This window comes from Actinomadura mexicana, assembly GCF_900188105.1.
Classification (GTDB): Bacteria; Actinomycetota; Actinomycetes; order Streptosporangiales; family Streptosporangiaceae; genus Spirillospora; species Spirillospora mexicana.
In genome coordinates, this window is the sequence record NZ_FZNP01000004.1 from 128,822 (window position 1) to 153,233 (window position 24,412).

20 protein-coding genes and 2 pseudogenes are annotated in these 24,412 nt (G+C 69.9%); 10 read left to right on the forward strand and 12 right to left on the reverse strand.

Translation table 11 applies throughout. From position 1 onward, the window contains the following. Nucleotides 1-22: 22 nt before the first annotated feature. The 5 genes from CHC11_RS12015 to CHC11_RS12035 all read right to left on the reverse strand — a co-directional run bounded on the left by CHC11_RS12015 (nt 23) and on the right by CHC11_RS12035 (nt 5,082). Nucleotides 23-802 (reverse strand): SDR family NAD(P)-dependent oxidoreductase, encoded by a 780-nt coding sequence (locus CHC11_RS12015; protein ID WP_089311776.1) that lies wholly within the window; start codon nt 800-802, stop codon nt 23-25. Nucleotides 803-838: 36 nt separating this feature from the next. Beyond that, nucleotides 839-2,026 (reverse strand): thiolase family protein, encoded by a 1,188-nt coding sequence (locus CHC11_RS12020; RefSeq protein WP_089311777.1) that lies wholly within the window; start codon nt 2,024-2,026, stop codon nt 839-841. Nucleotides 2,027-2,029: 3 nt separating this feature from the next. Continuing rightward, nucleotides 2,030-3,265 carry an acyl-CoA dehydrogenase family protein gene (locus tag CHC11_RS12025; protein WP_089311778.1) on the reverse strand — a complete coding sequence of 412 codons (1,236 nt, stop codon included), beginning with the start codon at nt 3,263-3,265 and terminating at the stop codon, nt 2,030-2,032. A gap of 114 nt (nt 3,266-3,379) precedes the next feature. After that, nucleotides 3,380-4,252, reverse strand: a complete 873-nt coding sequence (locus CHC11_RS12030) for an ABC transporter permease (RefSeq protein ID WP_089311779.1) — start codon at nt 4,250-4,252, stop codon at nt 3,380-3,382. Beyond that, entirely contained in the window at nt 4,249-5,082 is an 834-nt protein-coding gene (locus tag CHC11_RS12035) for an ABC transporter ATP-binding protein (RefSeq protein ID WP_089311780.1), read from the reverse strand. The genes CHC11_RS12030 and CHC11_RS12035 overlap by 4 nt, the downstream gene beginning before the upstream one ends. Nucleotides 5,083-5,209: 127 nt before the next feature. On the opposite strand from CHC11_RS12035, the gene CHC11_RS12040 reads away from it, so the two are divergent. The 3 genes from CHC11_RS12040 (at nt 5,210) to CHC11_RS12050 (ending at nt 8,861) form a co-directional block, all read left to right on the forward strand. Continuing rightward, on the forward strand, nt 5,210-6,157 hold the full coding sequence (locus CHC11_RS12040) for an LLM class flavin-dependent oxidoreductase (RefSeq protein ID WP_089311781.1): 948 nt from the start codon (nt 5,210-5,212) through the stop codon (nt 6,155-6,157). A 194-nt stretch (nt 6,158-6,351) separates the two neighbouring features. After that, nucleotides 6,352-7,428, forward strand: a complete 1,077-nt coding sequence (locus tag CHC11_RS12045; protein ID WP_179278807.1) for a zinc-binding dehydrogenase — start codon at nt 6,352-6,354, stop codon at nt 7,426-7,428. Further along, the gene (locus tag CHC11_RS12050; RefSeq protein ID WP_089311783.1) at nt 7,425-8,861 is read left to right on the forward strand and encodes an aldehyde dehydrogenase family protein; all 1,437 of its coding nucleotides are present in this window, start codon (nt 7,425-7,427) and stop codon (nt 8,859-8,861) included. Before CHC11_RS12045 ends, CHC11_RS12050 begins: the two co-directional genes overlap by 4 nt. A gap of 510 nt (nt 8,862-9,371) precedes the next feature. Here CHC11_RS12050 and CHC11_RS12055 read toward each other — a convergent pair. Further along, entirely contained in the window at nt 9,372-10,967 is a 1,596-nt protein-coding gene (locus CHC11_RS12055; protein WP_089311784.1) for an ABC-F family ATP-binding cassette domain-containing protein, read from the reverse strand. A gap of 73 nt (nt 10,968-11,040) precedes the next feature. On the opposite strand from CHC11_RS12055, the gene CHC11_RS12060 reads away from it, so the two are divergent. From CHC11_RS12060 to CHC11_RS12070, 4 genes are all read left to right on the forward strand, one after another. After that, nucleotides 11,041-11,718 (forward strand): TetR/AcrR family transcriptional regulator, encoded by a 678-nt coding sequence (locus tag CHC11_RS12060; protein ID WP_089311785.1) that lies wholly within the window; start codon nt 11,041-11,043, stop codon nt 11,716-11,718. A gap of 84 nt (nt 11,719-11,802) precedes the next feature. Then, complete coding sequence (locus CHC11_RS41260; RefSeq protein ID WP_179278808.1) at nt 11,803-11,985, forward strand: hypothetical protein; 183 nt, start codon at nt 11,803-11,805, stop codon at nt 11,983-11,985. A gap of 550 nt (nt 11,986-12,535) precedes the next feature. Continuing rightward, entirely contained in the window at nt 12,536-13,183 is a 648-nt protein-coding gene (locus CHC11_RS12065; protein ID WP_089311786.1) for a TetR/AcrR family transcriptional regulator, read from the forward strand. 645 nt (nt 13,184-13,828) lie between these two features. Beyond that, on the forward strand, nt 13,829-16,582 hold the full coding sequence (locus CHC11_RS12070) for a zinc metalloprotease (protein WP_143227036.1): 2,754 nt from the start codon (nt 13,829-13,831) through the stop codon (nt 16,580-16,582). A 391-nt stretch (nt 16,583-16,973) separates the two neighbouring features. Here CHC11_RS12070 and CHC11_RS42585 read toward each other — a convergent pair. From CHC11_RS42585 to CHC11_RS12085, 5 genes and pseudogenes are all read right to left on the reverse strand, one after another. After that, a pseudogene (locus CHC11_RS42585) lies at nt 16,974-17,167 on the reverse strand (IS5/IS1182 family transposase); the annotation flags it as partial. A 35-nt stretch (nt 17,168-17,202) separates the two neighbouring features. Next, a pseudogene (locus tag CHC11_RS43840) lies at nt 17,203-17,292 on the reverse strand (DUF6461 domain-containing protein); the annotation flags it as partial. Nucleotides 17,293-17,319: 27 nt separating this feature from the next. Continuing rightward, nucleotides 17,320-17,805, reverse strand: coding sequence for a MerR family transcriptional regulator (locus CHC11_RS12075; RefSeq protein ID WP_089311788.1), 486 nt, complete (start codon nt 17,803-17,805; stop codon nt 17,320-17,322). 9 nt (nt 17,806-17,814) lie between these two features. Then, nucleotides 17,815-18,690 (reverse strand): SDR family NAD(P)-dependent oxidoreductase, encoded by an 876-nt coding sequence (locus tag CHC11_RS12080; protein WP_089311789.1) that lies wholly within the window; start codon nt 18,688-18,690, stop codon nt 17,815-17,817. A gap of 209 nt (nt 18,691-18,899) precedes the next feature. Beyond that, the gene (locus CHC11_RS12085) at nt 18,900-19,106 is read right to left on the reverse strand and encodes a hypothetical protein (RefSeq protein ID WP_089311790.1); all 207 of its coding nucleotides are present in this window, start codon (nt 19,104-19,106) and stop codon (nt 18,900-18,902) included. A gap of 337 nt (nt 19,107-19,443) precedes the next feature. Here CHC11_RS12085 and CHC11_RS12090 point away from each other — a divergent pair, with 337 nt between their 5' ends. Next, nucleotides 19,444-20,577, forward strand: a complete 1,134-nt coding sequence (locus CHC11_RS12090) for a beta propeller repeat protein (RefSeq protein ID WP_089311791.1) — start codon at nt 19,444-19,446, stop codon at nt 20,575-20,577. Nucleotides 20,578-20,790: 213 nt separating this feature from the next. On the opposite strand, the gene CHC11_RS42045 is transcribed toward CHC11_RS12090, so the two are convergent. Next, a complete protein-coding gene (locus CHC11_RS42045; protein WP_218826039.1) occupies nt 20,791-20,970 on the reverse strand; it encodes a hypothetical protein in 180 nt (59 codons plus the stop codon). Nucleotides 20,971-22,167: 1,197 nt separating this feature from the next. Here CHC11_RS42045 and CHC11_RS12100 point away from each other — a divergent pair. Together CHC11_RS12100 and CHC11_RS12105 are read left to right on the forward strand one after the other, a co-directional pair. Continuing rightward, nucleotides 22,168-22,905 carry a FadR/GntR family transcriptional regulator gene (locus tag CHC11_RS12100; RefSeq protein WP_218826040.1) on the forward strand — a complete coding sequence of 246 codons (738 nt, stop codon included), beginning with the start codon at nt 22,168-22,170 and terminating at the stop codon, nt 22,903-22,905. 160 nt (nt 22,906-23,065) lie between these two features. After that, nucleotides 23,066-24,409: an MFS transporter gene (locus CHC11_RS12105; protein ID WP_089311794.1), complete on the forward strand. Its 1,344-nt coding sequence runs from the start codon at nt 23,066-23,068 to the stop codon at nt 24,407-24,409. The last annotated feature ends 3 nt before the right edge of the window (nt 24,410-24,412 follow it).

A 24,412-nucleotide genomic window follows, 5' to 3' on the forward strand; every position in this document is an offset into this window, starting at 1 on the left:
GGGAGCGAGGGCTCGGCCGACGTCATCGCGGGGACATCCGGATGGCGCCGTCGAGCCGGATCGTTTCGCCGTTGAGCATGGGGTTGGCGAGGATGTGGGCGGCCAGGGACGCGAATTCCGCGGGGTCGCCCAGGCGCGCCGGGTGCGGGATCGAGGCGGCCAGGCGGTCCCGGAGCTGCTCCGGCACGCGGGAGAGGATCGGGGTGTCGAACAGGCCCGGCGCGATCGTGTTGACGCGGACGTGGTTGCGGGCCAGGTCGCGGGCGGCGACGAGCGTCATGCCGACCACACCGGCCTTGGACGCGGCGTACGGCAGCTGGCCGATCTGCCCCTCCCATGCCGCGACCGAGGCGGTGAGCACGCACGCGCCGCGCTCGCCGTCGGGCAGGTCGTCGAGGGCGACCATCGCGGCGGCCGCGTGGCGCAGCACGTTGAACGTCCCGACCAGGTTGGTCTGGATCACGCCCTGGAACTGCTCCATGGAGCCCGGCGTGCCGTCCTTCTCGACCACCCGGACGGGCCCGCCCCGGCCGGCGCAGTGCACGAGCGCGCGCAGCTCGCCGAGCTCGGTCGCGGCCTTGACGGCCGCGGCGACCTGGCCGGCGTCGGTCACGTCGGCCGCGGCGAACCGCACCCGCCCCTCGGCACCCGCGCCGAGCTCCTCGGCGAGGCGCTCGCCGTCGCTGCTCTCCAGGTCGAGGAGGACGACGTGCGCTCCGGCGGTGACCAGCTCCCGCGCGGTCGCCCGGCCGAGGCCGGACGCCGCCCCGGTGACGAGTGCCGCCTTGCCCCGGATGTCCATTCGTTGTGCCCTTCGTGTCGTCGGTGGCGTGCGCCGTCAGGAGATCCGTTCGAGGACGGTCGCGTTCGCGAGGCCGCCGGCCTCGCACATGGTCTGGAGGCCGCGGGTGCCGCCGGTCTGCTCCAGGTGGTTGAGGAGGGTGACGAAGAGGCGGCATCCGCTCGCGCCGAGCGGGTGGCCGAGCGCGATCGCGCCGCCGCGCGGGTTCAGCCGGGCGTGGTCGACGCCGAGTTCCCTGGCCCAGGCGAGCGGGACGGACGCGAAGGCCTCGTTGACCTCGAAGGCGTCGAAGTCGTCGAGCCCGAGGCCGGTGCGCTCCAGGATCCGCCGGGTCGCCGGGATGGGGCCGGTCAGCATCATCTCGGGGTCGTCGCCGACGACGGACGAGCCGGTGATCCGCGCGCGCGGGGTGAGGCCGAGCCGCTCGGCCTTCTCCGCGCTCATCAGCAGCACTGCCGCCGCCCCGTCGGTGAGCTGGGAGCTGTTCCCTGCGGTGACCGACCAGGTGCGGCCCGGCAGGAGGTCGGCGTAGTCCTCGGACTCGAAGACGGCCTTGAGCCCGGCGAGCCGTTCGACCGTGGTGGTCGGGCGGATGGTCTCGTCGGCGGTCACCTCGGTGCCGTCCGGAAGGGTGATCGGGACGATCTCGTTGTCGAAGCCGCCGGACTCGGCGGTGGCCCGCGCCCGCCGGTGGGAGTCGGCGGAGAGCCGGTCCTGCTCCTCGCGGGTGATGCCCCAGGTCTCGGCGACCCGCTCGGCGGCGACGCCCTGCGGGACCAGGCGGAAGCGCCCGGCGACACCTGGGCCCCACGGGTCCTGCTCGATGCGGGCGATGCCCATCGGGACGCGGCTCATCGACTCGACCCCCGCGGCGATGACGACGTCGTGCATGCCCGTCGCGATGCCCTGCGCGGCGAACTCGATCGCCTGCTGCCCCGACCCGCACTTGCGCTCGACCGTCGTGGACGGGACGTGGACGGGGAAGCCCGCCGAGAGCCATGCCATCCGGCCGGGTGTCGCGGACTGCTCACCGGCCTGGCTGACGCACCCCACGATGACATCGCCGACGATGCCCGGGTCGATGGGCGTCCGCGACAGGATGTGGGTGAGGGTCTGGGCGAGAAGCTCGACGGAGTGGAGGCCGCTCAGCGCGCCCCCCGGCCGGCCCTTGCCCATGGGGGTGCGGCACCCGTCGATGATGACGACGTCACGAAGCTCGGCCATGGCTCACGCCCCCCGTCCGCCGGCGGCGGCCTTGCGCCGCGCCGGACGCTGGTCGAAGGAACGGTCGAGCAGCTCGGCGGCGATGCGGGTGCGCTGGATGTTGGGGGTGCCGCCGGCGAGCGCCCAGCCGTGCGCGTCCCGGTGCATGCGCTCCAAGCCGTACTCCTCGGTGTAGCCGTTCGCGCCGTGCAGCATCATCGCCATGTCGGTGACGCGCTTGGCCATCTCGTTGGCGGCGCACTTGGCGAGCGAGACGTGCAGGGTGCTCGGGGTGCCGGCGTCGAGTCCGGCCACGGCGCGGTCGCGGAGCATGCGCACCGACTCGACCTCCAGGAGCATGTCCGCGAGGGTGACCTGGACCGCCTGGAACTCCGCGATGGGCCGGCCGAACTGCTCGCGCTCCTGGACATAGGCGATGGTCTTGTCCAGGGCGGCCTGCCCCAGCGCGAGGCTCATCGTGGTGTTGCCCAGCCGTTCGATGGAGAACATCGAGAACAGGTCGCGGAAGCCGTCGGGGGGGCGGGCGACGATGTTCTCGACCGGGACCTCCACATCGTCGAGGACCACGTCCGCGGACGGCAGGCCCCGGAAGCCCATCAGCCGCTCGCGGGCCCCGAACGAGACGCCTCTGCGGTCGGCCTCGACGATCACGGCCCCGATGCCCTTGGCGCCCGGGACGTCGTCCATCCGGCAGTAGACGAGGTAGCGGTCCGCGTCCCCGCCGTTGGAGATCCAGCGCTTCAGGCCGCGCACCACGACGGTGTCACCCTTGATCTCCGCGCGAGTGACCATGTCGGTGGCGGCCGATCCGGCGTCCGGCTCGGAGATGCCGATGGCCATCGCGTTGTCGCCGCTGATCACGCCGGGTAGGAAGCGCCGCTTCTGCTCCTCGGTGCCGAGCCGCACCAGGTGCTGCGCCGGTCCGACGTTGGCCTCGAAGACCTGGAAGGCCGCCGGCGGCCATACCTTGGCCAGCTCCTCGACCACGGTCAGCGCTTCGGCGAACGTTCCTCCGGCGCCGCCGTACTCCTCGGGGAGGGCGATGCCCAGCCAGCCGAGGGACCCCAGGTAGCGCCGCTCGTCATGGGTGATGACGGTCCGGTCGCGGTCCCACTGCTCGACGTGGGGGGCGTACCGCTTCTCCGCGACCTGGCGGACGATCTCGCGCAGCTCGGACAGGTCGGTCTGCTGGGCGGCGGGGCACGGGTCGGCCGGCCGCGGGTCGGATGTCGTGGTCATGCGCTGTGCTGCTTCCCCGTCTGCGGGAGTGCGGGACCGTCCCGGCGCTCGTCGTCGAACGCGGGCAGGTCCTGCGTGGTGGATGGGAGGTGTTGCGCTGCGGTGGCGGCCGGGTCAGCGGCTCTGGGCGTACTCGCTGTCCGCCCAGCGCGACAGGCGGGAGCCGAGCAGCCCGACCAGTCCGCTGAACAGGACGCCGACGATCGAGATGGTCACGACGCCGACGTACATCCGGTCGGGGACGAAGACCTGCCAGGCGTGCCAGGTGTAGTAGCCGAGGCCCTCGTGGGCGTTGACGAACTCGACGGCGACGACGAGCAGCATGGAGATGCCCGAGGCGAGCTTGAGGCTGGAGACGATCTGCGGCGTGATCGCCGGGACGATCATCCAGCGGAACCGCTGGCCGGGCGACAGGCCGTAGGACCGCGAGACCTCATGGAACGCGGTGGGGATCATCATCGCGGCCGACAGCGTCGTGAAGGCGACGATGTAGAACGTGCCAAGGGAGATGAAGACCAGCTTCGGCACCTCGCCGAGTCCGAACAGGAGCAGGAACAGCGGGAGCAGCGCCAGCTTGGGGATGACGTAGAGCGCGCGGATCAGGGGCTCCAGCATCCAGCGCAGGATTTTCACCTGGCTCATCAGCAGGCCGATGAGGATGCCGGCCAGCGATCCGATGACGTAGCCGGTCACCAGCCGGACGATGGTGATCCTGAGCTCGGACCAGAGCAGCCCGCTCCGCAGGTCCTCCCCCGCCTTCGACGCCACCGCGCTCGGCTGGCTGAAGAAGCGGGCGTCGATCCAGCCCGACCTGGCCGAGATCTCCCAGGCGACGAGCACGCCGACGGGGAGCACGAGGCTGAGCAGGAGGCGCAGGACACCGTCGCGCCTCGCCTGGTCTGTCGCCGACCGCTGCTTGGGATCGGGCCGGCGCTCGACCCAGCCGTCCTCGTTCCGGGAGACGCCCCGGTCCATCTGCACGGTCACTGGACGGCCCCCTCGATCGCCTCGACATCGCCCTTCAGGTCGGCCCAGAGGTCCTCCTCCAGCCGAGCGAACTGCGGGTCCTTCCTCAGATCCGCCGACCGCGGGCGGGCGAACGGGACGTCGACGATGCGGCGAACACGTCCGGGACGGGCCGACATCAGGGCGATCCGGTCGGAGAGGAGGATCGCCTCGTCGAGGTTGTGGGTGACGAAGAAGACCGTGTAGCTGTGCTCGCGGACGATGGCGAGCAGCTCCTCCTGGAGCACCTTGCGCAGCTGCGCGTCGAGCGCGGCGAAGGGCTCGTCCATCAGCAGGATCTCGGGCTCGACGACGAACGCGCGGGCCAGGGCGACGCGCTGCTTCATCCCGCCGGACAGGTTGCCCGGGAGCGCCTTCTCGAACCCGGTCAGGCCGACCCGCTCGATCCACTCCTGGGAGCGGCGGCGCGCCTCCGCGCGGTCCACACCGGCGGCGTCGAGCCCCAGGCGCACGTTCGCCTCGACCGAGCGCCACGGAAAGATCGAGTATTCCTGGAACACCGGGGCACAGAGCGGCCGGTCCTGGTGCTCATGGTGGATCCGGACGACTCCGCCGGTGGGCTTCTGCAACCCCGCGAGCACCCGCAGCAGCGTCGACTTCCCGCACCCCGACGGCCCGGCGACCGAGAGGAACTCGCCGCGGCCGACGGTCAGGTCGACGGCGTCGAGGGCGACGACGTCCTCCCGGCCGCGACGACGGTATCGGTAGGACAACCCCTCGATGCGGATCTTGTCGGCGTTCGGCGCAACGTCGCCCGTCGGGGGCGACTCGGAGCGCACGGCCTCGGTCATCGGGCCCCTCCCAGCATCGTCACGACTGATGAATTCTATTGAATGGAATCTAATTACCCTGGTATGAATCATCGGTGTGATCCGAGGCTATGTCAAGGGTCATCGACCCCGACGGAAAGGAACGACCATGCGCCTGTGCGCCAACTGGCTCCCGCTTTCCCCCGGCCTGACCCGGCAGGTGGCCGCCCAGTGCGAGGCAGCCGGCCTGTGGGGCATGGGGATCGGCGACTCCCCCAACTACGGAGAGCTGTACTCCGCCTGCACCGACGCGCTCGGCGCGACGTCCTCCCTGGTCGTGAGCACCAGCGTGACCAACCCCGTGACCCGGCACTGGTCGGTGCACGCCAGCGCCGTGCGGACCCTGACCGCCGCCCACCCCGGACGGTTCCGCCTGGGGTTCGGCCGGGGTGACTCGGCCGTGCACACCTTCGGCCTGCGGCCCGCGTCTCCGGCCGGCCTCGAAGACTTCGGACACTCGGTGGCCGAGTCCGCGCGGGCGGCCGGCGTCGACCCCTTCCTGCTCGTCGCGGCGAGCGGCCCCGCGACCGCGCGCAGCGGCGGGCGCGTCGCCGACGGAGTCATCGCCGGCGTCGGCGGGGATCCCGTCGCGCTCGGCACGATCCGCGAGTGCGCGCAGGAGGCCCGCGACGCGGCCGCCGCTCCGCTGGAGATCTGGGCCTCGATGCGGATCGCCATCGGACGCGACGACGACGAGGTGCGCGAACTGCGGCGGCGCCTCGTCCCGCGCGCGGTGAGCGCCTCGCACTTCGCCTTCGCGTCGACCTTCGAGGGCAAGAACGTGCCCGCGGAGTACGCCGACGTGCTGGCCGAGCGCTACGCGACCTACGACTACGGCTCGCACGGCCGCTCCGGCGCGACCTCGAACGCGACGATGTTCGCGGACCGGCCCGACATCGAGGACTACCTGCTCGGCCGCTTCGCCGTCGTGGGCCGCGCGGACGAGTGCCGGGCCCGGCTGGAGGAGCTCTCGGCGCACGTCGACGGCATCTATCTGTCGCTGCTCTTCGAGGACGCCCTGCCCCAGATCGACCGGATCGGCGCGATGCTCGCATAGGTACGGGACCCCCGGCTTCGGCGGCACGTCTTGGTCGTGAGCACCGCGGCGCAGGCGCGGTGATCGGGCGACGCGGGCGCGCCCACCTGGGACGCGACACTGGGGCCCGTCTTGTGACCATCCGTCACGCGGCGATAGATTCCGTTCAGCAAAAGCAGATTGGAATGAATAGAACAACAAGGGGGAGGGTGCCCGTGCGCGCGCTGGTCTGGGACGGAACAGGTCTCCACGTCGACTCGACCATCGAGGTCCGCCCGCCGGGCCCGGGCGAGGTCGCCGTCGACATCGCCATGGCCGGCCTGTGCCACAGCGACATCAGCCCGGTGGAAGGCCGCATCCCCCAGCCCACGCCCACCGTCCTCGGCCACGAGGCCGTCGGCGCGGTCACCGCGGCGGGCCCCGGCACCGACGTGCCCGTGGGGCAGCGGGTCGTGCTCACCGTCCTGCGCCGATGCGGCGAGTGCCGCCACTGCCGCGAAGGCCGTCCGACCCTGTGCCCCGTCTCCGGCCGGCCCGTCGACAGCCCGTTCTCCCGCGGCGGCGACGTCGTGCACCAGTTCGTCAAGCTCGGCGCCTTCGCCGAGCGGATCGTGGTGGCCCAGGAGCAGGTCATTCCGATCCCCGCCGAGCTCTCCGACCCGGTCGCCGCCATGCTCGGATGCGCCACGGTCACCGCGTTCGGTGCCGTGGAGGACCGCGCCCGGCTCCGCGCCGGCGAGACCGTGCTCGTGACCGGCGCCGGCGGGATCGGGCTGAACGCCGTCCTCGCCGCCAGAGCGGCCGGCGCGAACCGCATCGTGGTCGTCGACCGCAACCCGGCGAAGGAGCGGATCGCCCGCACCTGCGGGGCCACCGACTTCATCGTCCCGAGCGATCCGGCCGAGATCGTCCCGGCCGTCCAGGCGCTGGTGCCCGGCGGCGTGGACGCCGCGTTCGAGTGCGCCGGCCACACCGGACTCCTCGAAGCCTCCGTCAGGGCCCTCGCCTGGGGCGGACGGGTCGTCATCCTCGGGCTGCCGCCGACCGGCGCGTCCATCGACCTCGAGGTGCGCGAACTGTTCCATGACAAGTCCCTGCTCGGCTGCCGCATGGGCTCGGTCGACCCGCACCGGAAACTGCCCGACCTCGCCGAGCGCGTCCTGCGCGGCGAACTCGACCTGACACCGCTCGTGTCGGCGGTCGTGCCCCTGGAGGACGCGGAGCAACTCGTCGACGACTTCCGCAACGGCCGCATCGACCGCGGCTTCCTCCGCTTCGGGAGTACCTCGTGACCACGACCGGCCACCACCTCATCGCCGGCGACAAGCTGAGCGGCTCGGCGACGTACGACATCACCGACCCCTACACCGAGCAGGTCATCGCCGTGGTCGCCGACGGCGACCGCACCGCGGCCGACGCCGCCGTGGCCGCCGCCGCCGACGCGCGCGACGCCTGGGCGGCGACCCCGGTCGAGACCCGCCGCCGCGTGCTCGGCCGCGCCGGCGAACTGCTCGAAGCCCGGCGCGGCGAACTCGTCGACCTGGCCATCGCCGACACGGGCGCCCGCCGCGCCGTCGCCGAGCAGACCCAGGTGGACGCGGCGCTGGCCCGGCTCCGGCACTGGTCCACCCTGCCCGCCGACCTGCTCACCGTCCCGGCGGAACCCGTGGCGTCCGGCCTCGCGGGAACGGTCACGCGCACCCCGGTCGGCGTGGTCGGCTGCATCAGCCCCTACAACTTCCCGCTGCTCGCGATGGTCGGGAAGATCACGCCCGCCCTGTTCGCCGGCAACACCGTGGTGATGAAGCCGGCCCCGCAGGATCCGCTGCTCGTCATCGCGCTCACCGAGGCGCTCAACGAGGCCCTGCGGGCGGAGGGCGCACCGGCGGGCGCGGTCAACCTGGTGACGGGCGCGGGCGCCGAGCCCGGCGCCGCGCTGGTCGACCACCCCGAGGTCGGCGCGATCAGCTTCACCGGCAGCACGGTGGTCGGCACCGAGATCTACCGGTCGGCGGCGCCCGGCATGAAGCGGCTCCTCCTCGAACTCGGCGGCAAGGGCGCGCTCGTCGCCCGCGCCGACGCGGACCTCGACGCCGTCGTCGCCGGCGCGACCCGGGCATGGACGGTCCACTCCGGGCAGGTCTGCGTGACGCCCGCCCGCATCATCGCCGACGCCTCGGTGCACGACGAGCTGGTCGGCCGCCTGCGCGCCGCGCTGGACGGCCTCGTGCACGGCGACCCGCGGGACCCCGCGACGACGACCGTTCCCCTGATCAGCGGGGTCCAGCGCGACCGCGTCGCCGCGCTGGTGGCCGGTGCCCGCGCCGAAGGCGGAACGGTGCACACCGCGGCGAACGTCCCGGACCACGGCTACTTCCACCCCGCCACCCTCGTGACGGGCGTCCGCCCTGAGATGACGGTCATGCGGGAGGAGGCGTTCGGCCCGGTCATCTGCGTCATCCCGGCGTCCTCGGACGACGAGGCGGTCGCCATCGCCAACTCGACGCGCTACGGACTGACCGACCAGGTCTACTCGCGCGACCTCGACGCGGCGCGCCGCGTAGCCGCCCGGCTGGCCGCAGCACAGGTCGGCATCAACACCTGCGCCCGCCGGGGGGACCTCCCTTTCGGCGGCACCAAGGCCAGCGGCCTGGGACGCAGCGGCGGCACCTACGCACTCGACTCGTACACCGAACTCCGCGCAACGGTGCATCCAGCCGGCTGAACGCCGGATCGTCCACATGAAGCACTACAACCCAGGGGGAGCGTGGAGTAGGTCGGCTACGGCTTCGGCCACCTGGTCGGCTCCTGCGAAGAAGGTGAAGGCGGGGGCCGGATTGGCCTCGAAGCAGAACCAGTCGCCTTCCGGGGTCATGCGCCGGTAGGGCTTCGCTGGTGGCGCGCCTTCTCTCCTCGACAGATTCCTCATCTGAGGTCCCGATAAGAAGGAAAGCGGTGTCGTCGTGCCGCTGCGCGGCGGTCGGAGCGCAGCTCTGGAGGATGTCGGCGACGGCCTCCATAGGCACCACAGGTCGGCCGGAGGTACCAGTCGAGACGCTTTCAGGCCATGCAGAGCGAGGCTCCCGCTCTGGCGCCGACCTCTCCGCTGGTCCACATGTCGTGGGCGGTTTTGCCGCGGATCTATCGGAACACCCGTCCCCAGGGTCATTGTCAACGCCAACGGCTGTCCGCAGGGTCAACCCCGCAGTTCCACACTTGTCCTGGCTTCTAGAGGTCAGTTCTCAGGCGTCCGGTTCATCGGCTGCCAAGTCGGAGTGGCGCGGTGGTGGACGGTGCCGTCCGGCTCGAAGACCAGGTAGCGGTCGAAGTCTTCGGCGAACCAGCGGTCGTGCGTCACGGCCAGGACGGTGCCCTGGTAGGCGGTCAGGCCGTCTTGGAGGGCTTGGGCGCTGGCGAGGTCGAGGTTGTCGGTTGGCTCGTCCAGCAGGAGGAGGGTGCTGCCGGACAGTTCGAGCAGCAGGATCTGCAGGCGTGCCTGCTGTCCGCCGGACAGGGTGTGGAAGGGCTGGCGTCGCGTGGGGGCGAGTTCGTATCGGGCCAGCGCCCGCATGGCGTCGTTCAGGGTTATCCCGAAGTCGGTCGTGATGATCTCGTCAGGGCTGCGGTCACGCAGGTCGGGGCGGGCGTGGGTCTGGACGAAGTGGCCTGGAGCGACGCGGGCGCCCAGCCTCACCTGGCCCTGATGGGGGACTGAGGACGGGTCGGCGAGCAGCTTGAGGAACTGTGACTTGCCCGACCCGTTCGCGCCGAGGACGGCGATGCGTTCGCCGTACCAGGCTTCCAGGTCGAATGGCTTGGTCAGGTCGGCGAGTTCGAGTCGCTGGCAGATCACGGCGCGTTTTCCGGTGCGTCCGCCGCGCAGGCGGACACGGATGTTCTGCTCGCGCGGCGGCGGCTTGGGCGGTCCCGCCTCCTCGAAGCGGTTCAGGCGGGTGCGGGCGGCCTGGTAGGACGAGGCGACGGCGTCGTTGGCGGCAGCGCGCTGGCGCAGGGTGTGGACCAGGCGGCGCAGTCGGGCATGCTCCTCCTCCCACCGGCGGCGCAGTTCGTCCATGCGGGAGGCGCGGTCGCGGCGCGCGGCCGGGTAGGTGGCGAAACCGCCGCCGTGCACCCAGACAGTGCCGGACTCGACGGTGATGATCCGGTCGGCGGCCCCGGCGAGCAGGCGGCGGTCGTGGGAGGCCAGCAGCACGGTCTTGGTGGTGGCTCGCAGCCGTTCCTCCAGCCACTGCTTGCCGGGGATGTCCAGGTAGTTGTCGGGCTCGTCGAGCAGCAGGACCTCGTCGGGACCGCGGAGCAGCGCCTCCAGCATGAGCCGCTTCTGCTCGCCGCCGGACAGTGTGCCCGCGGCGCGGTCCCGGACGTCCTCATACGACAGGCCGAGCGCCCGGGTCGTGCAGGCGTCCCAGACGACCTCCAGGTCGTAGCCGCCGGCGTCGCTGAAGTCGCTGATGGCCTGGGCGTAGGCCATCTGACTGTCCGGGGCGTCGGTCAGCGCGGCTTCGGCGTTTGCGAGCGCGCCGGTCGCCGCCCGGATCTGCGGCGGTGCGACCGACAGAAGGAGTTGGCGGACGGTCCGGTCCTCCGCAGTGAACTGGCGCATCACGCCGAGGCCGCCCGTGCTTGCGACCGTCCCCGCGGAAGGGGCCAGTTCCCCGGCGATGAGCCTGAGAAGCGTCGTCTTGCCGCCGCCGTTCGGACCGACCAGGGCCGACTTCGCGCCCTGCCCCACACGGAAGGTCACCTCGCGCAGCAAGAGCCGTCCATCGGGCAGCGCATAGGTCAGGTCGCTCACATCGATGTGCCCCACAAACCACCTCTGAACGCCGATCGGGTAACTAGAACGTTGATCCGGTACTCGTTCACCGTACTAGAGTGGGCGGATGGGAACGAGCCGAGCGGGCGACATCTGGTTGAGGGAGCCGCGCGGACGGCGGGAAGCGCCGCCGCTGTCACGGGAGCGCATCGTCGCCGAGGCGATCGCGCTCCTGGACGAGGAGGGCGCGGACCGGTTGACCATGCGGCGGCTGGCCGAGCGGCTCGGCACCGGCTCGACGACGCTGTACTGGCACGTGGACACCAAGGACGACGTGCTCGACCTGGCCCTCGACAGGGTGTTCGCCGAGGCCGAGGTGCCGCCGGCGACCGACGACTGGCGCGCTGACGTCACCGCGATGGTGGAGCGGTGGCGCGCGGTGATGCTCCGGCATCGATGGACCGCCACGCTGATGGGCCGACCGACGCTCGGCCCGAACGTTCTCACGCGCACCGAGTTCCTGCATGCGGCCCTGCAACGCGCCGGGCTCACCGGCGCGCCGCTGACCGCCGCAGCCTACGGCCTGTCGCACTTCGTGATCGGGGCCGCGATCAGCCAGCTGTCATGGCACGGGAGGGACGAGTCGTCCACCCGCGACGCCGCCGAAAAGCTTCTCGCGGCGCAGCGCGAGACGTATCCGACGCTGGCCGCGCACGGGCATCCCAGCGACAACGACTGGGACGACGCGTTCCACCGCGGCCTGAAATACCTGATCGACGGAATCCGCGCCAACACCATCGGGTAGCCAGATCCAGTCCCTGCCCGTTCCCGATCAGGTGGGCGGTGTTCGCCGGACATCAGCCAGTCGGCGAAGCCGTGGAGGGCCTCGGTGCGGTTGGTGATGGCGGTGATCTGCTCGCGCAAGTGCGGGCTCGGACAGGTAGCGCAGCAGGGTGATGGCGCGGATCGCTCGGCCGAGCGCGCGAAAGCGATGGACCAGCTCTTCCCCGAGATCATCCAGGAGCCGCCGGCAGGCAGCCAATCAGGCTCCGGGTGCTTCGGAGGGCTGTGAAAGGAAGGGGTGGGCGATACTGTTTTCGAGCCTGTGGCCTGTTCGATGTGAACACGATCGGATAATACGCCTGCACAACCTTTCAGGAATCAGCACAGGTCAGATGCCCTTCCTCCGTTCCTTTAGCACCTGCTCGAGGAAAATCAACTATTCCTGATATCCATATTTCACACCCACAGCCCTACACGAACGCAGCCACTCTGAGTTTCTGCCGCATCGTCGACGAGCTGGCTTCCCGGCCGTCGTGCCGGGTGGGCGCCAGTTCCACGGGCCGGTCGGGGCTCCTTTCGGGGTTTGAGGTGTGGTTGAGTCGTCTTACTGCGGGATTTCTCGGCCGACCGTCGCCGAGGCCCCTATCAGCCCGAACTGGTCGTCGGCGAGCTTGACACCGCACCTTCCGGGCCCGTCTGGCGCGACCCTGGCCATGCGATGGCCAACGTCCTCACGCGAGGTTGCGGTACGGAAGCCTCAACGTCGACTTTGCCCTCTCGTGCCGGGCACTTGCCCTGGCGCAGGCTCTGCCTCACCTAGCGATGCGTAGCGTGAAAGTGTGTCGGATGAGATCGCGCGCTCACATGTCCTTGAGGTCGCCACCCGCCTGTTCGGGCAACTCGGCTATGACGGGACCTCACTGCAGCTGATCAGTGACGCCCTCGGCGTCGGTTCCGCAGTTGTCGCCGAGGTGGCCGGAGACAAGCGCGCTCTCTACCAGGAGGTCATGCGGCAGGCATTCGAGGCGGAACGGGAAATGCTGGAAGCGGCCGTGTCCCGGTCGGACTCCGCGCGGTCAGCGGTGCACGAGATCGTCGACGCCTATCTCGATTTTCACGTGGCGAACCCGCAGAACCGCGCATTGTGGGCACATCGTTGGGTGGACGACGCCGCCGACTTCTCCACCATGGAGGACCAGTACGCCCGGCCGCTGCTCCAACTCGCCGCCCGCAGGATAAAAGACGCGGTCCCGCCGGACGTCAACACCTACTACCTTCTCGGCACCATGGTCTGGTGCGTGCACGGCTTCCTGGGATCGGGAATTCTCAACCACGACCAGGGGATGAAGGACCCGGCCCAGCCAGAGGTCGTCGAGTCATTCCGTGCGCACCTTCACGTCCTTATGGACCGACTGCTCGCCCCGTGGCGCCCGGCCCCCGATGACACGGGTCCACCGACCAGGCTGTCCGCCCCTCCTTCGGAGTAGCCGACCAGGTTGGCGCACTCACCGGCTCACCGGGCCGGGGCGGTTCGCAACGCATCCTGACTATGGGCATGGCCATGGACGGCGCACGGGCCGATCAGGTCGGATTCGAGCACGCAGAGGACGACTCGCGACACGGGCGCGCGCTTGATGGGTCAGGTGCTCGTGGTCGGGGCGCGGTGTCGGGCGCGCCCTACCCGGTCAGTGGCCCCATAGCGTCATGACCGGTGTTGGCCCGTGGGAAGTATGTCTTGGTGGCCGATCCCACGGGCCACTCCAGGCAACAGGCGCCCGTGCAGCCTCGCTCGGGTCTGGGGTGAAACACCAACGTGAGCACGCTGGGTGACTTGGCGGTTAATTCGGATGAGTGGACCGGGACGGGCGGAAGCAGCCCGGCGTCACGTTGTGCCGGCTTGCCTGCATCGCTTCGGACGGGAAGTGCCGTCGTGGTAGCCGGATCCCTTCGGCGGTGGGGGGCTGACCGCTCCTGCCCGGAAATGCGCGTGGTTTTGGGACTTGTGTATCCGGTCCGTTGTTGTGGCGCCCTTGGGTGCGGGTTGCCCTCTCGAGAATGCGGGGGGACAGTGCCGTGGACCCGGTTCGACGGAAACCGGGGACACAGCAAAGGGGCTGCTCTTCGTGGGTTTCATGCGAATCAAGAACACCGGGTTCAACTCGGCGCTGGTGCTGCCGACCGGGGCATGGAAAGCGATGTTCGTGCGCGGCGATCAGATGGCGCAGACCAGCGCGGCGGGCCTGGACCACAACGGGCCGATCGGCGCCACGAGCATTCACAGCGGGAAGCTGAACGGCATTCCCGAACCGTACAAGAGTGCCTGTGAGGGCGCGCTGATGCTGCCGATGACCGGCGGGTCCTGGCAGATGCTGCTTTTCAAGGGCGACCGGGTGTGCTGGTACCACTGGGACACCAAGGTCCGCAGCGAGGGACCGGTCACCGAACTGAGGCACGCCGACGGACTCCCGGCCTGGGGCACGATGCTGCCCGTCGGCTACCGCGAGGGCGTGGACGCGCTGCTGATGGACTCCACGGCCGAGTCGCCGTACTGGACGACCTACGTGTTCAAGAACGACCGGGTCGCCACCATCGACTGGCGAAACGGCTGCACCCGGGAGTGCCGGATCTACGAGGGCGCGCAGCCCACCGCGGGCTGGGCGAGGCTGCCGGCCGAGTGGCTGCGGGACTACGACCACGTACTGCCGCTGCCGGACGTGTCGGGCGCCAAGCGCAGCCTGCTGATCAAGGGCGGCAACGGGTGCGTGTTCAACTGGAACACCGGCCCGGAGAAGACCGGTGCGCTCACCACGCTGATGCCCGAACTGGCCGCGCTCCCCGCGCCCTACACCACGCAGTACAAGCCGATCGTGGGCCGCTGGGCCACTTCGGCCGCACCCAACCCGGTCACCGTGCGCGTCGATCTGGACGGCCTGGGTGCGACGCGGCAGTTCAGTGGGGACATCGACCAGATCAGCGGCATGACGCGGAGCCCCTTGTACTCCTTCCGCGTCAGCGCGCCGGACATCGCCGCCTCGGCCACCGAGGTAACCGCCACCGGCAGGGTGCGGTGGAAACCGGAGTGGGTCGGCTGCACCGCCAAGATCACGATTCCGCGGGTGACGCAGTCCTCCTCCACCCCCGCCCTGCGGGTGGAATTCCGCTTCGACGACGGCAACGTCCCCGTCTTCGATCTGCCCTACGAGTCGGCGCACCTGCGCACCATCGACCTGGAGATCGACGCGATGGCCAACCGGGCGGCCCTGGCCTCGTACAACACCGCCACCGATGCGGTGGCGGGCCCGCCCGACTACGTCGACCGGCAGCTGACCATCGCCTCCGCTTTCGCTGAGGCGGGCATCGAGTTGCGCTCCGCGGGCACGGTCAACGAGGTCGGCACCGCCGACTCCGGCACCGACCTGAAATGGTCGGACTCCGAACTGCACACCGCGATGCTCCACAACTTCTCCGGCCACGCCGAGACCGAGCAGTGGAAGCTGTGGGCGTTCGTGGCCAGTCGGCACGTCAACGACAGCACGGGCGTCATGTTCGATGTCAACGAGGGCAAGCAGCGGCAGGGCATGGCCGTCTTCTACGACCAGATCAGCGGCCAGCCCGGCTACTTCGTCCTGGGCCTGTACGTCCATGAGCTCGGCCACTGCCTCAACCTGCAGCACTCGTGGCAGAAGAACGACTCCGGGGCCCCGCTCGGCCCCAGAAACGGCCATGGCGACCTGTCATGGATGCAGTACTGGAACCTGTACACCGCCGAGGACGGCAGTAGCGGCTGGGACGTCTTCTGGAGCCGGTTCCCGTTCACCTTCACCGCCAACGAGCTCGCCCACCTCCGGCACGCCTTCCGCTACGACATCATCCCCGGCGGGGCCAACTGGGCCGCGCAGGGCAGCGCCGCCTACAACACCCAAGACCCGGCACTGGCCGCGATGGACGACCCGATCGCCGACGATTCCGGCCTGGCCCTCACCCTGTCGGCCCGGCCGTTCGCCTATGGCGAGCCGGTCACCGTCGAGGTCAGACTCGCCCGCGACGGCCGTGATGTCACCGTGCACCGCGACCTGTCGCCCAAGAGCGAATACCTCACCATCGCCATCACCGCCCCCTCCGGCATCACCCGGCCGTTCCGGCCTCTGGCCCGCCAGTGCAACGGGCACAGCGACGACACCCTGACCACGTTGACCGCCGAGGCGCCCGCCCTGTACGAGTCGGCCTACCTGGGCGCGGGCGCCGACGGCCAGTACTTCACCGACCCCGGGCTCTACACCGTCCGCGCCCTCTACACCGCACCCGACGGCTCCCGCGTGGTCTCACCCGACCTGACCATCCGGATCCGGCTGCCGCGCACCGGCGACGACCAGGACGCCGGTGAGCTGCTCATGGGCGACCAGGCCGGCACCCTGATGGCTCTGCTGGGCTCGGACTCGCCCGCCCTGCAAGCGGGCAACGACGCCCTGGCCGAACTGTCGGAACGCTTCCCCGACCACCCCTTGGCCGTCTACTCCCACCTCGCCCAGGGCGCCAACGCCGGCCGCCACTACCAGCACATCCGCGACGGCCGGCTTCACATCCGGCAACCCGACACCAAGAACGCCGTCACCCAGCTGACCGCCGCCGTCGACGCCTCCACCGGCTCGGGCGGCCTCAACGACATCACCCTCAACGCCGCCATGCGCCGCCTGGCCACCGTCCACGCCAAGGCCGGCGACCGCACCGCCGCCGGCGCCACCCTCGACCGCATGGTCGACCACTTCCGCGGCCGGCACCTCCCCGCGCATATCCTGACCACCATCCAGGACCAGGCCGACGCCACCCGTCGGCAGATCATCCCCGGCGACCAGAACCGCCCCCACAAGGGCCGCAAGCGCACCTGACCCCCACCACCCGGCCACACCGTGCGCCCACCATCAACAGGCGGTGGGCGCACCCGGCCGGTCCCCCACCGAGAGGTGTGGGGTTGGAGGATGCGGCCGGCGCGGCCACCGCCTTCGAGGAGTTACTGGCCGGGGGCCCCGGCGGGGTGCCGGTCCCCCGGCCACCTTGACCATCCCGCCCATGACCACCCGACGCAATCTGGCGCAGGGGCGAGATCGGGCGGTCGATCAAGGGTAAGTGCTCTCTCAGAAACAAACATTTCTGAGAATGGCCCAAGGTTCGCACGCGCGGACGGACGGTCGCCCGGTCGGCAGTCTTGTCCACTCCTCGTAACGGCCCAGACTCAGCGGGCGGCCTTCTTCAGCAGGACCCATATGTAGTGAACATTTTTCAACGTGCGTTGAGTTCGCGGTTCTGGAAGACGTGGATGGCCTCGGCCAGGTGACCGGCCCGGTGGGGGCAGCAACGTCGCTTGGTCAGTGACTTTCAGTTCTTGGCTGGGCGTTGGCTCGTTCGCCCGGGCCGCGGAGCCTGGAGTGGGAGCGGTTGGCGTCCATAAAGGGCTCGGGCTTGTTCTTGCCGCGAAGAGCTCCGAAGCGGCCAAGGACTGGCCGCGCGTGACATCGAGGCCGCTCTGAGCCATCACTTCCACCAGGGCATCGGGGCTGCTTCCCGTCCGCTCGGCGGGGCGCTCGAAGCGGGTGTGCAGCTCACCGCGCGGTCCGGTGGCGACGGGTCAGGCCTCCCCCGCCGACGACGGGCCGGTGTGGCCGCCGTAGGTGGCGATCTTGTATTCGGTCGCCGCCAGCGACAGGGTCAGCTCCTTGAGCTGCCGGCGGATCGTGTCGCGGTGTTCGAGCAGCAGGTCAAGGCGCTCGGGGACGGTGCCCTCGCCCTCGTCGGCCAGCCGCATGTAGTGCTGGAGGTCGCGCATGGCCATCCCGGACAGGCGCATGCGGGTCAGGAACACCAGTCTCCGTACCGCCTGCGCGTCGTAGCTGCGGTGGCCGCCGGCGTCGCGGGCGACCTCGATCAGCCCGATCCGCTCGTAGTAGCGCAGCGTGTGCGGCGACATGTCGAGCAGGTCGGCGACCTCGGTGATGGTCATGGGGTCGGTGGCGGCGCTGACGTCACCAAGGCGGTGGATCACCTCGACCGACATCGGGCCGTCGACCTCGTCGAGGGCGGCGAGCGCCTTCGACATCAGATCGTCGGTGGCCATGGCGACACTCTAGATCGGCCGGACGGATGCGGCGGCGCCGGGGAAGTCGGCGGCACGCGCGGTAGGGGCCCAGCGTTCGAGCTCCTGAAGGTTCTGCCGGTAGGACCTTGCGATGCGCTCGACCGCCTCACGCCCGAGCGGAAGGCGCAGCGGCAGCTCGTCACCGGCGACCAGGTCCACGATGATCTGCGCGGCCCGTACCGGATCGCCCTCCTGAATACCGTCAGCGCTCGCCATGTCGTTGCGGACGGCCCCCAGCAGCCCGGTGTAGGCGGCGCTGGCGTCGGCGATCCCGAGGACGTCGGGCGCGTTGAACGAGGTGCGGAACCGGCTCGGCTCGACGATCATCACCCGGACCCCGAACGGCGCGACCTCGCCGGCCAGCGCCTCCGACCAGCCCTCCAGCGCGAACTTGCCGGCCGAGTACGCGCCGACACCGGGGAAGGAGATGCGCCCGCCCTGGCTGCTCATCTGCACGATCGTGCCCGACCCCTGCTCGCGAAAGTACGGCAGGACGGCCCGCACGAGCGCCGCCGGACCCAGCAGGTGCAGTTCCAGAGACGCGCGAAGCTCCTCCTCCCCGACCTCCTCGGCCGCGCCGACGACCCCGCGGCCGGCGTTGTTCACCAGCACGTCCACCCGGCCGAACCGCTCGACCGCCGACCGCACGACGTCCCCGGCGCGCCAGGTGTCACGCACATCGAACTCGGCGACCAGCACCTGGTCGCGGTGGGCGTCGGCGAGGTCGGCCACCGACCCGGGCCGCCGCACGGCCAGCACCACGTTGTCGCCCCGCCCGACCGCGTACTCGGCGATGGCACGGCCGAAGCCCGCCGACGCGCCGGTGATGATCCATGTCCGCTGAGTCTCTGATTGAGATGTCATGCCGGCGACGCTAGGAGTTCGAGCGCGCTCGAACGCAAGCGCGGCGTCCGCCACAGCCAAACGACGCAAGCGGGGACGGACTATCGCGACAGCGGCCACGCTTTCACCTCGCCCGACGACGACCCGCTGGCCCCTGAACGGCTGACCCGGCTGTTCCAGGGGCTGGTCGCCGAGCACGGGTTGCCGGCGGTCCGGCTGCACGATCTCCGTCATGGCGCGGCGACGCTGGCGTGTCCACCGAACTCGCCCAGCACCGCACGCGAGAGCTGACCGAACATGGGCAGCGCACCGACCGGTTCACCGCCGCCGTCGCCCAGCTCGGCGACCCCTCCCCCCGCGATCCGGCTCGGCGGCGTCCACGCCCTGGCCGGGCTCACCAGCGGCGCCGCCACCCGCGAGTTCCACCAGACCTGCATCGACGTGTTATGCGCGTTCCTGCGTCCGCCCGATGACCCCGAACCCGGCGACTCCCCTGCCGAGGGCCAAGATCCCGCTGAGGATGCGCGCTGGGCTGGACAGTGGCCGTGCACCCGCGACAGCTCACCGCTTCCGGTCGGAGGATGCAGGAACCTTCTCCCACGCTCTCGGCTCCGACCGAGCCCGCATCCTTCTCTCCCCGTTTCGCGCCCCGCGGCGCGAAACGGCATGCGCGGTGCGGAGGCCGGTTTCGGTCGGGATGGTTGGTCGATCGCGACAACCGAGGTGATCGTCGGGGCGTCCTCACTGCAAAGCCGGGATCGGGGAGGAGTTCATGTGCGGTTCGTGAGGCGTTTCGCGATTCCCATGGCGGCGGTGGCGGGGGTGGTGCTCGCCGGAGCGCCGCCCGTCCTAGGAGCGGAGGCGGACTGGCGGAAGGTGCCGCACTCCAGCGCGGAGGGAACCCTCAAGGACGTCGCCGTGCTCGGTGGAAGCGACGCGTGGGCGGTCGGGGAGAAGCATCCGCCATACGAGTCCGCCGATACGGTCGCCGAGCACTGGGACGGCACGTCCTGGAAGGAGGTGACGGTTCCCGACACGCCGACGGGCACGGGCAGCCTCGACGGTGTCAGCGCCGTGGCGTCCAACGACGTCTGGGCCGTCGGCGACAGCGCCGGTCTCGGACCGGTGCTCCGGCACTGGGACGGTGCCGTGTGGACGGCGGTCCAGCCCGCCGCGCCGCCCGACGGCGCGCATGTCGGGGCCGACCGGCTCAACGACATAGCGGCGGTCTCCAAGACGCTGGCATGGGCGGTCGGATCCTTCTCCGACCGGAGCACCCCCGGCCCGGTCACCCTGGTCGAACGCTGGGACGGGACGAAGTGGTCGCGGGTGACCTCCCCGAACCCGGGTCGTCTCAGCAACACCCTTCAAGGCGTCGCCTCCCTCTCGGCGACGAACGCGTGGGCGGTCGGGTGGTACCTCAGCGACGCGGGCAACAATGTCGCGCTCGTCCTGCACTGGGACGGTCGCGCCTGGACCAGGAGCCCGCTGACCCTTCCGTCGGGCAACACTGAACTGCAGAGCGTCACCGCCGTGTCCGCCAAGAATGTGTGGGCGGTCGGCGACCATGAGGGCAGGCCGCTGGTGATGCACTGGAACGGCACTCGCTGGCGCGTCCTGCCGGAGCCCGCGCTGACCGAGTCGTGGCTGAGCGCCGCGGCTCCGGACGGCAGGGGCGGGGTCTGGGTCGGCGGTTACCGGATGACGGACGGCGGGGTGACGAGCAGACCGCTGTTCCTGCACTGGAACGGCACCGCCTGGACCACCGGCACCAGCGAGGAGGCCGAGGGGACCGTCGAGGGACTCACCCGCGTGGGCACCTCGATCTGGGCCGTCGGGACGACCTCGCCCTGCAGCTGCTTCGTCGCACCACCACTGGTCGAGGTCAACGGCCCTGTCCCGCAGTGACGCCGCGCCGCCGAAGATGCCGCCGGCACCGGGTCCGCGGGTGCCGATGCCCTCGCGAGGGCGGTCTTGCCGCCGGACGTCGACCCGATCACCGCGTCCTCGGGCACGGCGTAGTAGAGGTGGCGACCGCCGTACGTTATTTACGGTTGTCTATTTTTATGCAGGTCAGAACGAGAATGAGATTGCTGCAGCGTGCTGTAGCGGTCCTCTGGGTCAGCGCAGTGCGGCGAGTTCGGTGACGTAGCGGTCGGGGGTGCCCAGGAAGAGGTCGGTGGGTCCCGGGCCATTCGAGATGTTCAGGGTGTCGAGCCGGTAGGTCCACTCGCCGCCGTGTGTTCCGGCGAACCGGTAGTTGATCTGCCAGCGGAGCCAGTCCCCAGGTGTGAGGCGCACTGCCGGAGGCCGACGCCACCTGCGTGGCATGCCATAGGGCGTCACGGTGAGTTGGACGCGGAGCAGGCCGTTGTCCTCGCGAAGGAGCACGCCGGAGTCTGAACTGGTGACGGGCAGGCCTTCGTGGGCCGAGGCATGAGGCTGGAAGTCATCATGTTCGTTCATGAGGACCTGGTGGACGAACGGCGGTTGCATGGGCGGTAGCGGAAACGCGGTCGGTGCGGCGTTGCGGCCTGTGGCGCGGGGCTCGCCGCGAGACTGCTTTGTCCACGAGGTCCGGACCCATTGAACAACTGCTTCCATGGGTTGATCTTCCAGTAGGAAGTTGCCCGGGGCCAGCGGACACGGTGGATCAGGCCGCCAGGTCCAACCTCTCAAGGTCGATATCGGCGGACCCTGCGTCGGAGGCTTTGCGGCGCAGTCTCAGGGAAGCGCCCCCGGGAGGCGGCTATTAGTCGACGGCAGTGTTGATTCCTGTAGTCCTCTGCACTGACCGGTCTGAGCGCCTGTTCGCCGCGCATCGCGGTGGAGAGGGCTTCATTGCGCGCGTAGCCGTCGGATGGCCACACCCAACGGGAAGGCCCGCACACGGAGGAAAGGTTCACAGCAGGCCGTTATCGGCATCTCCACAGGGCAGATATTCTCCTCGACAAGTTATCTCGCGTCTCGGGAAGATCGTGTCCTTCGCGCTCTCCTGCGGTTAACGCCCTACCCGCCGTTGACAGCACAGTGGCGCGCAGTAAGCGAAGCCAGTTCAATTCGTAGCATGCGAGCCGGTACGTGTGGGAGGATCTGCGCGGCTACGTGGTCGAGCCGGACAAGCGGAATACTCCCAGGCGGGCGGTCGCCAGCCGGGGGCCGGGAGCCTCACTCCAACGGTCAGCCGGCGAGGTAGGGGGCTTCCCGTGCCCGCCGACCGGCGGTGACCTGACTGCACGCGCCGACGATCGTGTGCGAGGCTGAATCTCCTCGCATAAACCCCTCACCGCCAGCCGCACGCGCTCTCGACGCGGCGAAGCAACCGCGCGAAGAGGCTGGCACGCGCGCGGTCGGGTTCCCTCTGCGGACGTGAGCGGCGTCCAGGCGGTCGACATCGAGATCAGAGCCCGCACGCGGCTGTGTTCACCAGTTGCGTATCTGTCCGACAGAAGTCGCGTATACTGATCAGTCAATGTCGATGATGGGTAGGACTTTATCGTGGCTGGTCAGCGGGAATCCGGAATGCGGGTCATCGGCCAGAAGGTGCTCCGCCCCAGGGAGCAGGTCGAGGAGCGCATCCGGACGACGATCCTGTCCGGTGAGCTCAAGAGCGGCGACATGCTGCCGCCCGAAGCCGAACTGGCCCGGCAGTTCAACGTCAGCAGGACGACCCTCCGAGAGGCGTTGAGGTCGCTGACCACGCAGGGGCTCATCTACAAGATCCCCGGGTCGCGCGGCGGCAACTTCGTCCAGTCGGTGGATCACCACTCGCTCGGCTCGGTGGTCATCGACTCGGTGCACAACCTGCTCAAGCTCGGCAGCATCGACTTCGCCGAGGTCGCCGAGGTGCGGCAGTATCTCGAGGTCCCGTCCGTACGGCTGGCGGCGGTCAACCGCAGCGAGGAGGATCTCGAGCGCCTTCGGGACATCGTACGGCGGCAGAAGGCGGCCTCGGTGGACTCCCCGGAAGTGCCCAAGCTCGACGAGCAGTTCCACTCGCTGATCGCCCAGGCGTCGGGGAACCGGGTGCTCGCCTCGTTCGTCGCGGCCCTGCATCACGAGACCGAGCCCGTCCACTACCTCGATCTCTCCTCCGAAGTCGGCCGCACGACGGTGCGCCAGCACACCGCCATCGTGGAGTCCATCGCCGCGAAGGACCCGGACGCGGCGGAGGCCGCGATCGTCGAGCATCTGACCTACCTGCGCAGGCATCTGGCCGTGCATGTGAGCGACTGAGGCCCTCCGCCGGGTCCAGACCGAGGCCGTCACGGGTACACCGTGGCGGCCTCTTTGCTGTCGCGTAAAAGTTGGACCTTGTACAGCTAGGTGAAATGACCTACCGTTTCGGGCTACCAGCCACAGCGCACATGGGACACAACCTCAGGAGGGCGTCGGCATGGTCACTCCAACCCAGTCGGTCGGCGTGCCGATCCGGAAGGTCGCCTTCGCGAGCTTCATCGGCACCTGCATCGAGTTCTTCGACATGTACATCTTCGGTACGGCTTCGGCCCTGGTCTTCAGCAAGCTCTTCTTCCCGTCGCTGGACCCGCTGGCCGGCACACTCGCGGCGTTCGCCACCTTCGGGGTCGGTTTCGCCGCGCGCCCGCTGGGCGGGGTGATCTTCGGTCACTTCGGCGACCGTTTCGGGCGCAAGAGCATGCTGGTCCTGAGCCTGGCCATCATGGGCTCGGGGACGACGGTGGTCGGCCTGCTGCCGACGTACCAGCAGATCGGCATCTGGGCGGCGGTCCTCCTGGTGCTGGCCCGCCTGATGCAGGGAGTGGCGATCGGCGGCGAGTGGAGTGGCGCGGTCCTGATGGCGGTCGAGCACGCTCCGCCCCGCAAGCGCGCGTTCTATGCCAGCTGGCCGTTGTGCGGCGTTCCGGTCGGCTTGATTCTGGCCACGGGTTCCTTCTACCTCATCGGGCTGCTTCCCGAGAGCACCCTGATGAGCTGGGGATGGCGCCTGCCGTTCCTCGCCAGCGCGATCCTGCTCCTCGTGGGTCTGTACATCCGGGTCCAGGTCACCGAGTCGCCCGCTTTCCAGGCCGTGCGCGACCGCGGCCATGAGGCGCGCTTTCCCGCGAGCGAAGTGGTGCGCCGGAACGGCAAGGCCGTCCTCATCGGCGTTCTCGCGATGGCGGCCAACAGCATCCCGTTCTACATGCCCACCGTGTTCGCACTGCGCTACGGCGTAGAGGAGGGAGGCGCGAGCAAGGGCACGATCCTGCTGGCGGTCTGCATCGCCGCAGTGATCCAGGTCTTCACCATCCCGTTCGCCGCGGCCTTGGCCGACCGGTACGGGCGCCGCCCGGTTCTCCTCGCCGGGAGCCTGCTGGCGATTCTCGAGGCATTCCCGTTCTTCTGGCTGCTCAACACCGGCAACACGCTCGCCATCATCGTGGCGATGGTCATCGCGATCCCGGTGGTGCACACGCTGACGTACGCACCGATCGCCAGCTTCCTGTCCGAGTTGTTCGAGACCCGGCTGCGGTACAGCGGCTCCGCGATCAGCTATCAGATCGGCAGCATGGTGTGGAGCGGGCCGGTGCCGTTCGTCTCGGCGGCCCTGTTCGCCTGGTCGGGGGCCGCCTGGCCTCTGGCGCTGTACATGCTCATCCCCTCCCTCCTTTCACTCGTGGCGATCTACTCGGCCCGGGAGTCCTACCGAGACGACATCGTCGATCTGGGGGGTGAGGCCCCGACCGGCCCTGTCCGCACCGGGGCGGAGGGTTTCTGATGT

Excerpts from the sequence above, each read along its gene's own strand:
- CHC11_RS12035 (WP_089311780.1), bottom strand. The coding sequence starts at position 5,082 with ATGACCGAGGCCGTGCGCTCCGAGTCGCCCCCGACGGGCGACGTTGCG.
- CHC11_RS12075 (WP_089311788.1), bottom strand. The coding sequence starts at position 17,805 with ATGGCCACCGACGATCTGATGTCGAAGGCGCTCGCCGCCCTCGACGAG.
- CHC11_RS12015 (WP_089311776.1), bottom strand. The coding sequence starts at position 802 with ATGGACATCCGGGGCAAGGCGGCACTCGTCACCGGGGCGGCGTCCGGC.
- CHC11_RS12070 (WP_143227036.1), top strand. The coding sequence starts at position 13,829 with ATGCGAATCAAGAACACCGGGTTCAACTCGGCGCTGGTGCTGCCGACC.
- CHC11_RS12105 (WP_089311794.1), top strand. The coding sequence starts at position 23,066 with ATGGTCACTCCAACCCAGTCGGTCGGCGTGCCGATCCGGAAGGTCGCC.
- CHC11_RS12040 (WP_089311781.1), top strand. The coding sequence starts at position 5,210 with ATGCGCCTGTGCGCCAACTGGCTCCCGCTTTCCCCCGGCCTGACCCGG.
- CHC11_RS12085 (WP_089311790.1), bottom strand. The coding sequence starts at position 19,106 with ATGCAGGTCTGGTGGAACTCGCGGGTGGCGGCGCCGCTGGTGAGCCCG.
- CHC11_RS12080 (WP_089311789.1), bottom strand. The coding sequence starts at position 18,690 with ATGACATCTCAATCAGAGACTCAGCGGACATGGATCATCACCGGCGCG.
- CHC11_RS12025 (WP_089311778.1), bottom strand. The coding sequence starts at position 3,265 with ATGACCACGACATCCGACCCGCGGCCGGCCGACCCGTGCCCCGCCGCC.
- CHC11_RS12020 (WP_089311777.1), bottom strand. The coding sequence starts at position 2,026 with ATGGCCGAGCTTCGTGACGTCGTCATCATCGACGGGTGCCGCACCCCC.
- CHC11_RS12060 (WP_089311785.1), top strand. The coding sequence starts at position 11,041 with ATGGGAACGAGCCGAGCGGGCGACATCTGGTTGAGGGAGCCGCGCGGA.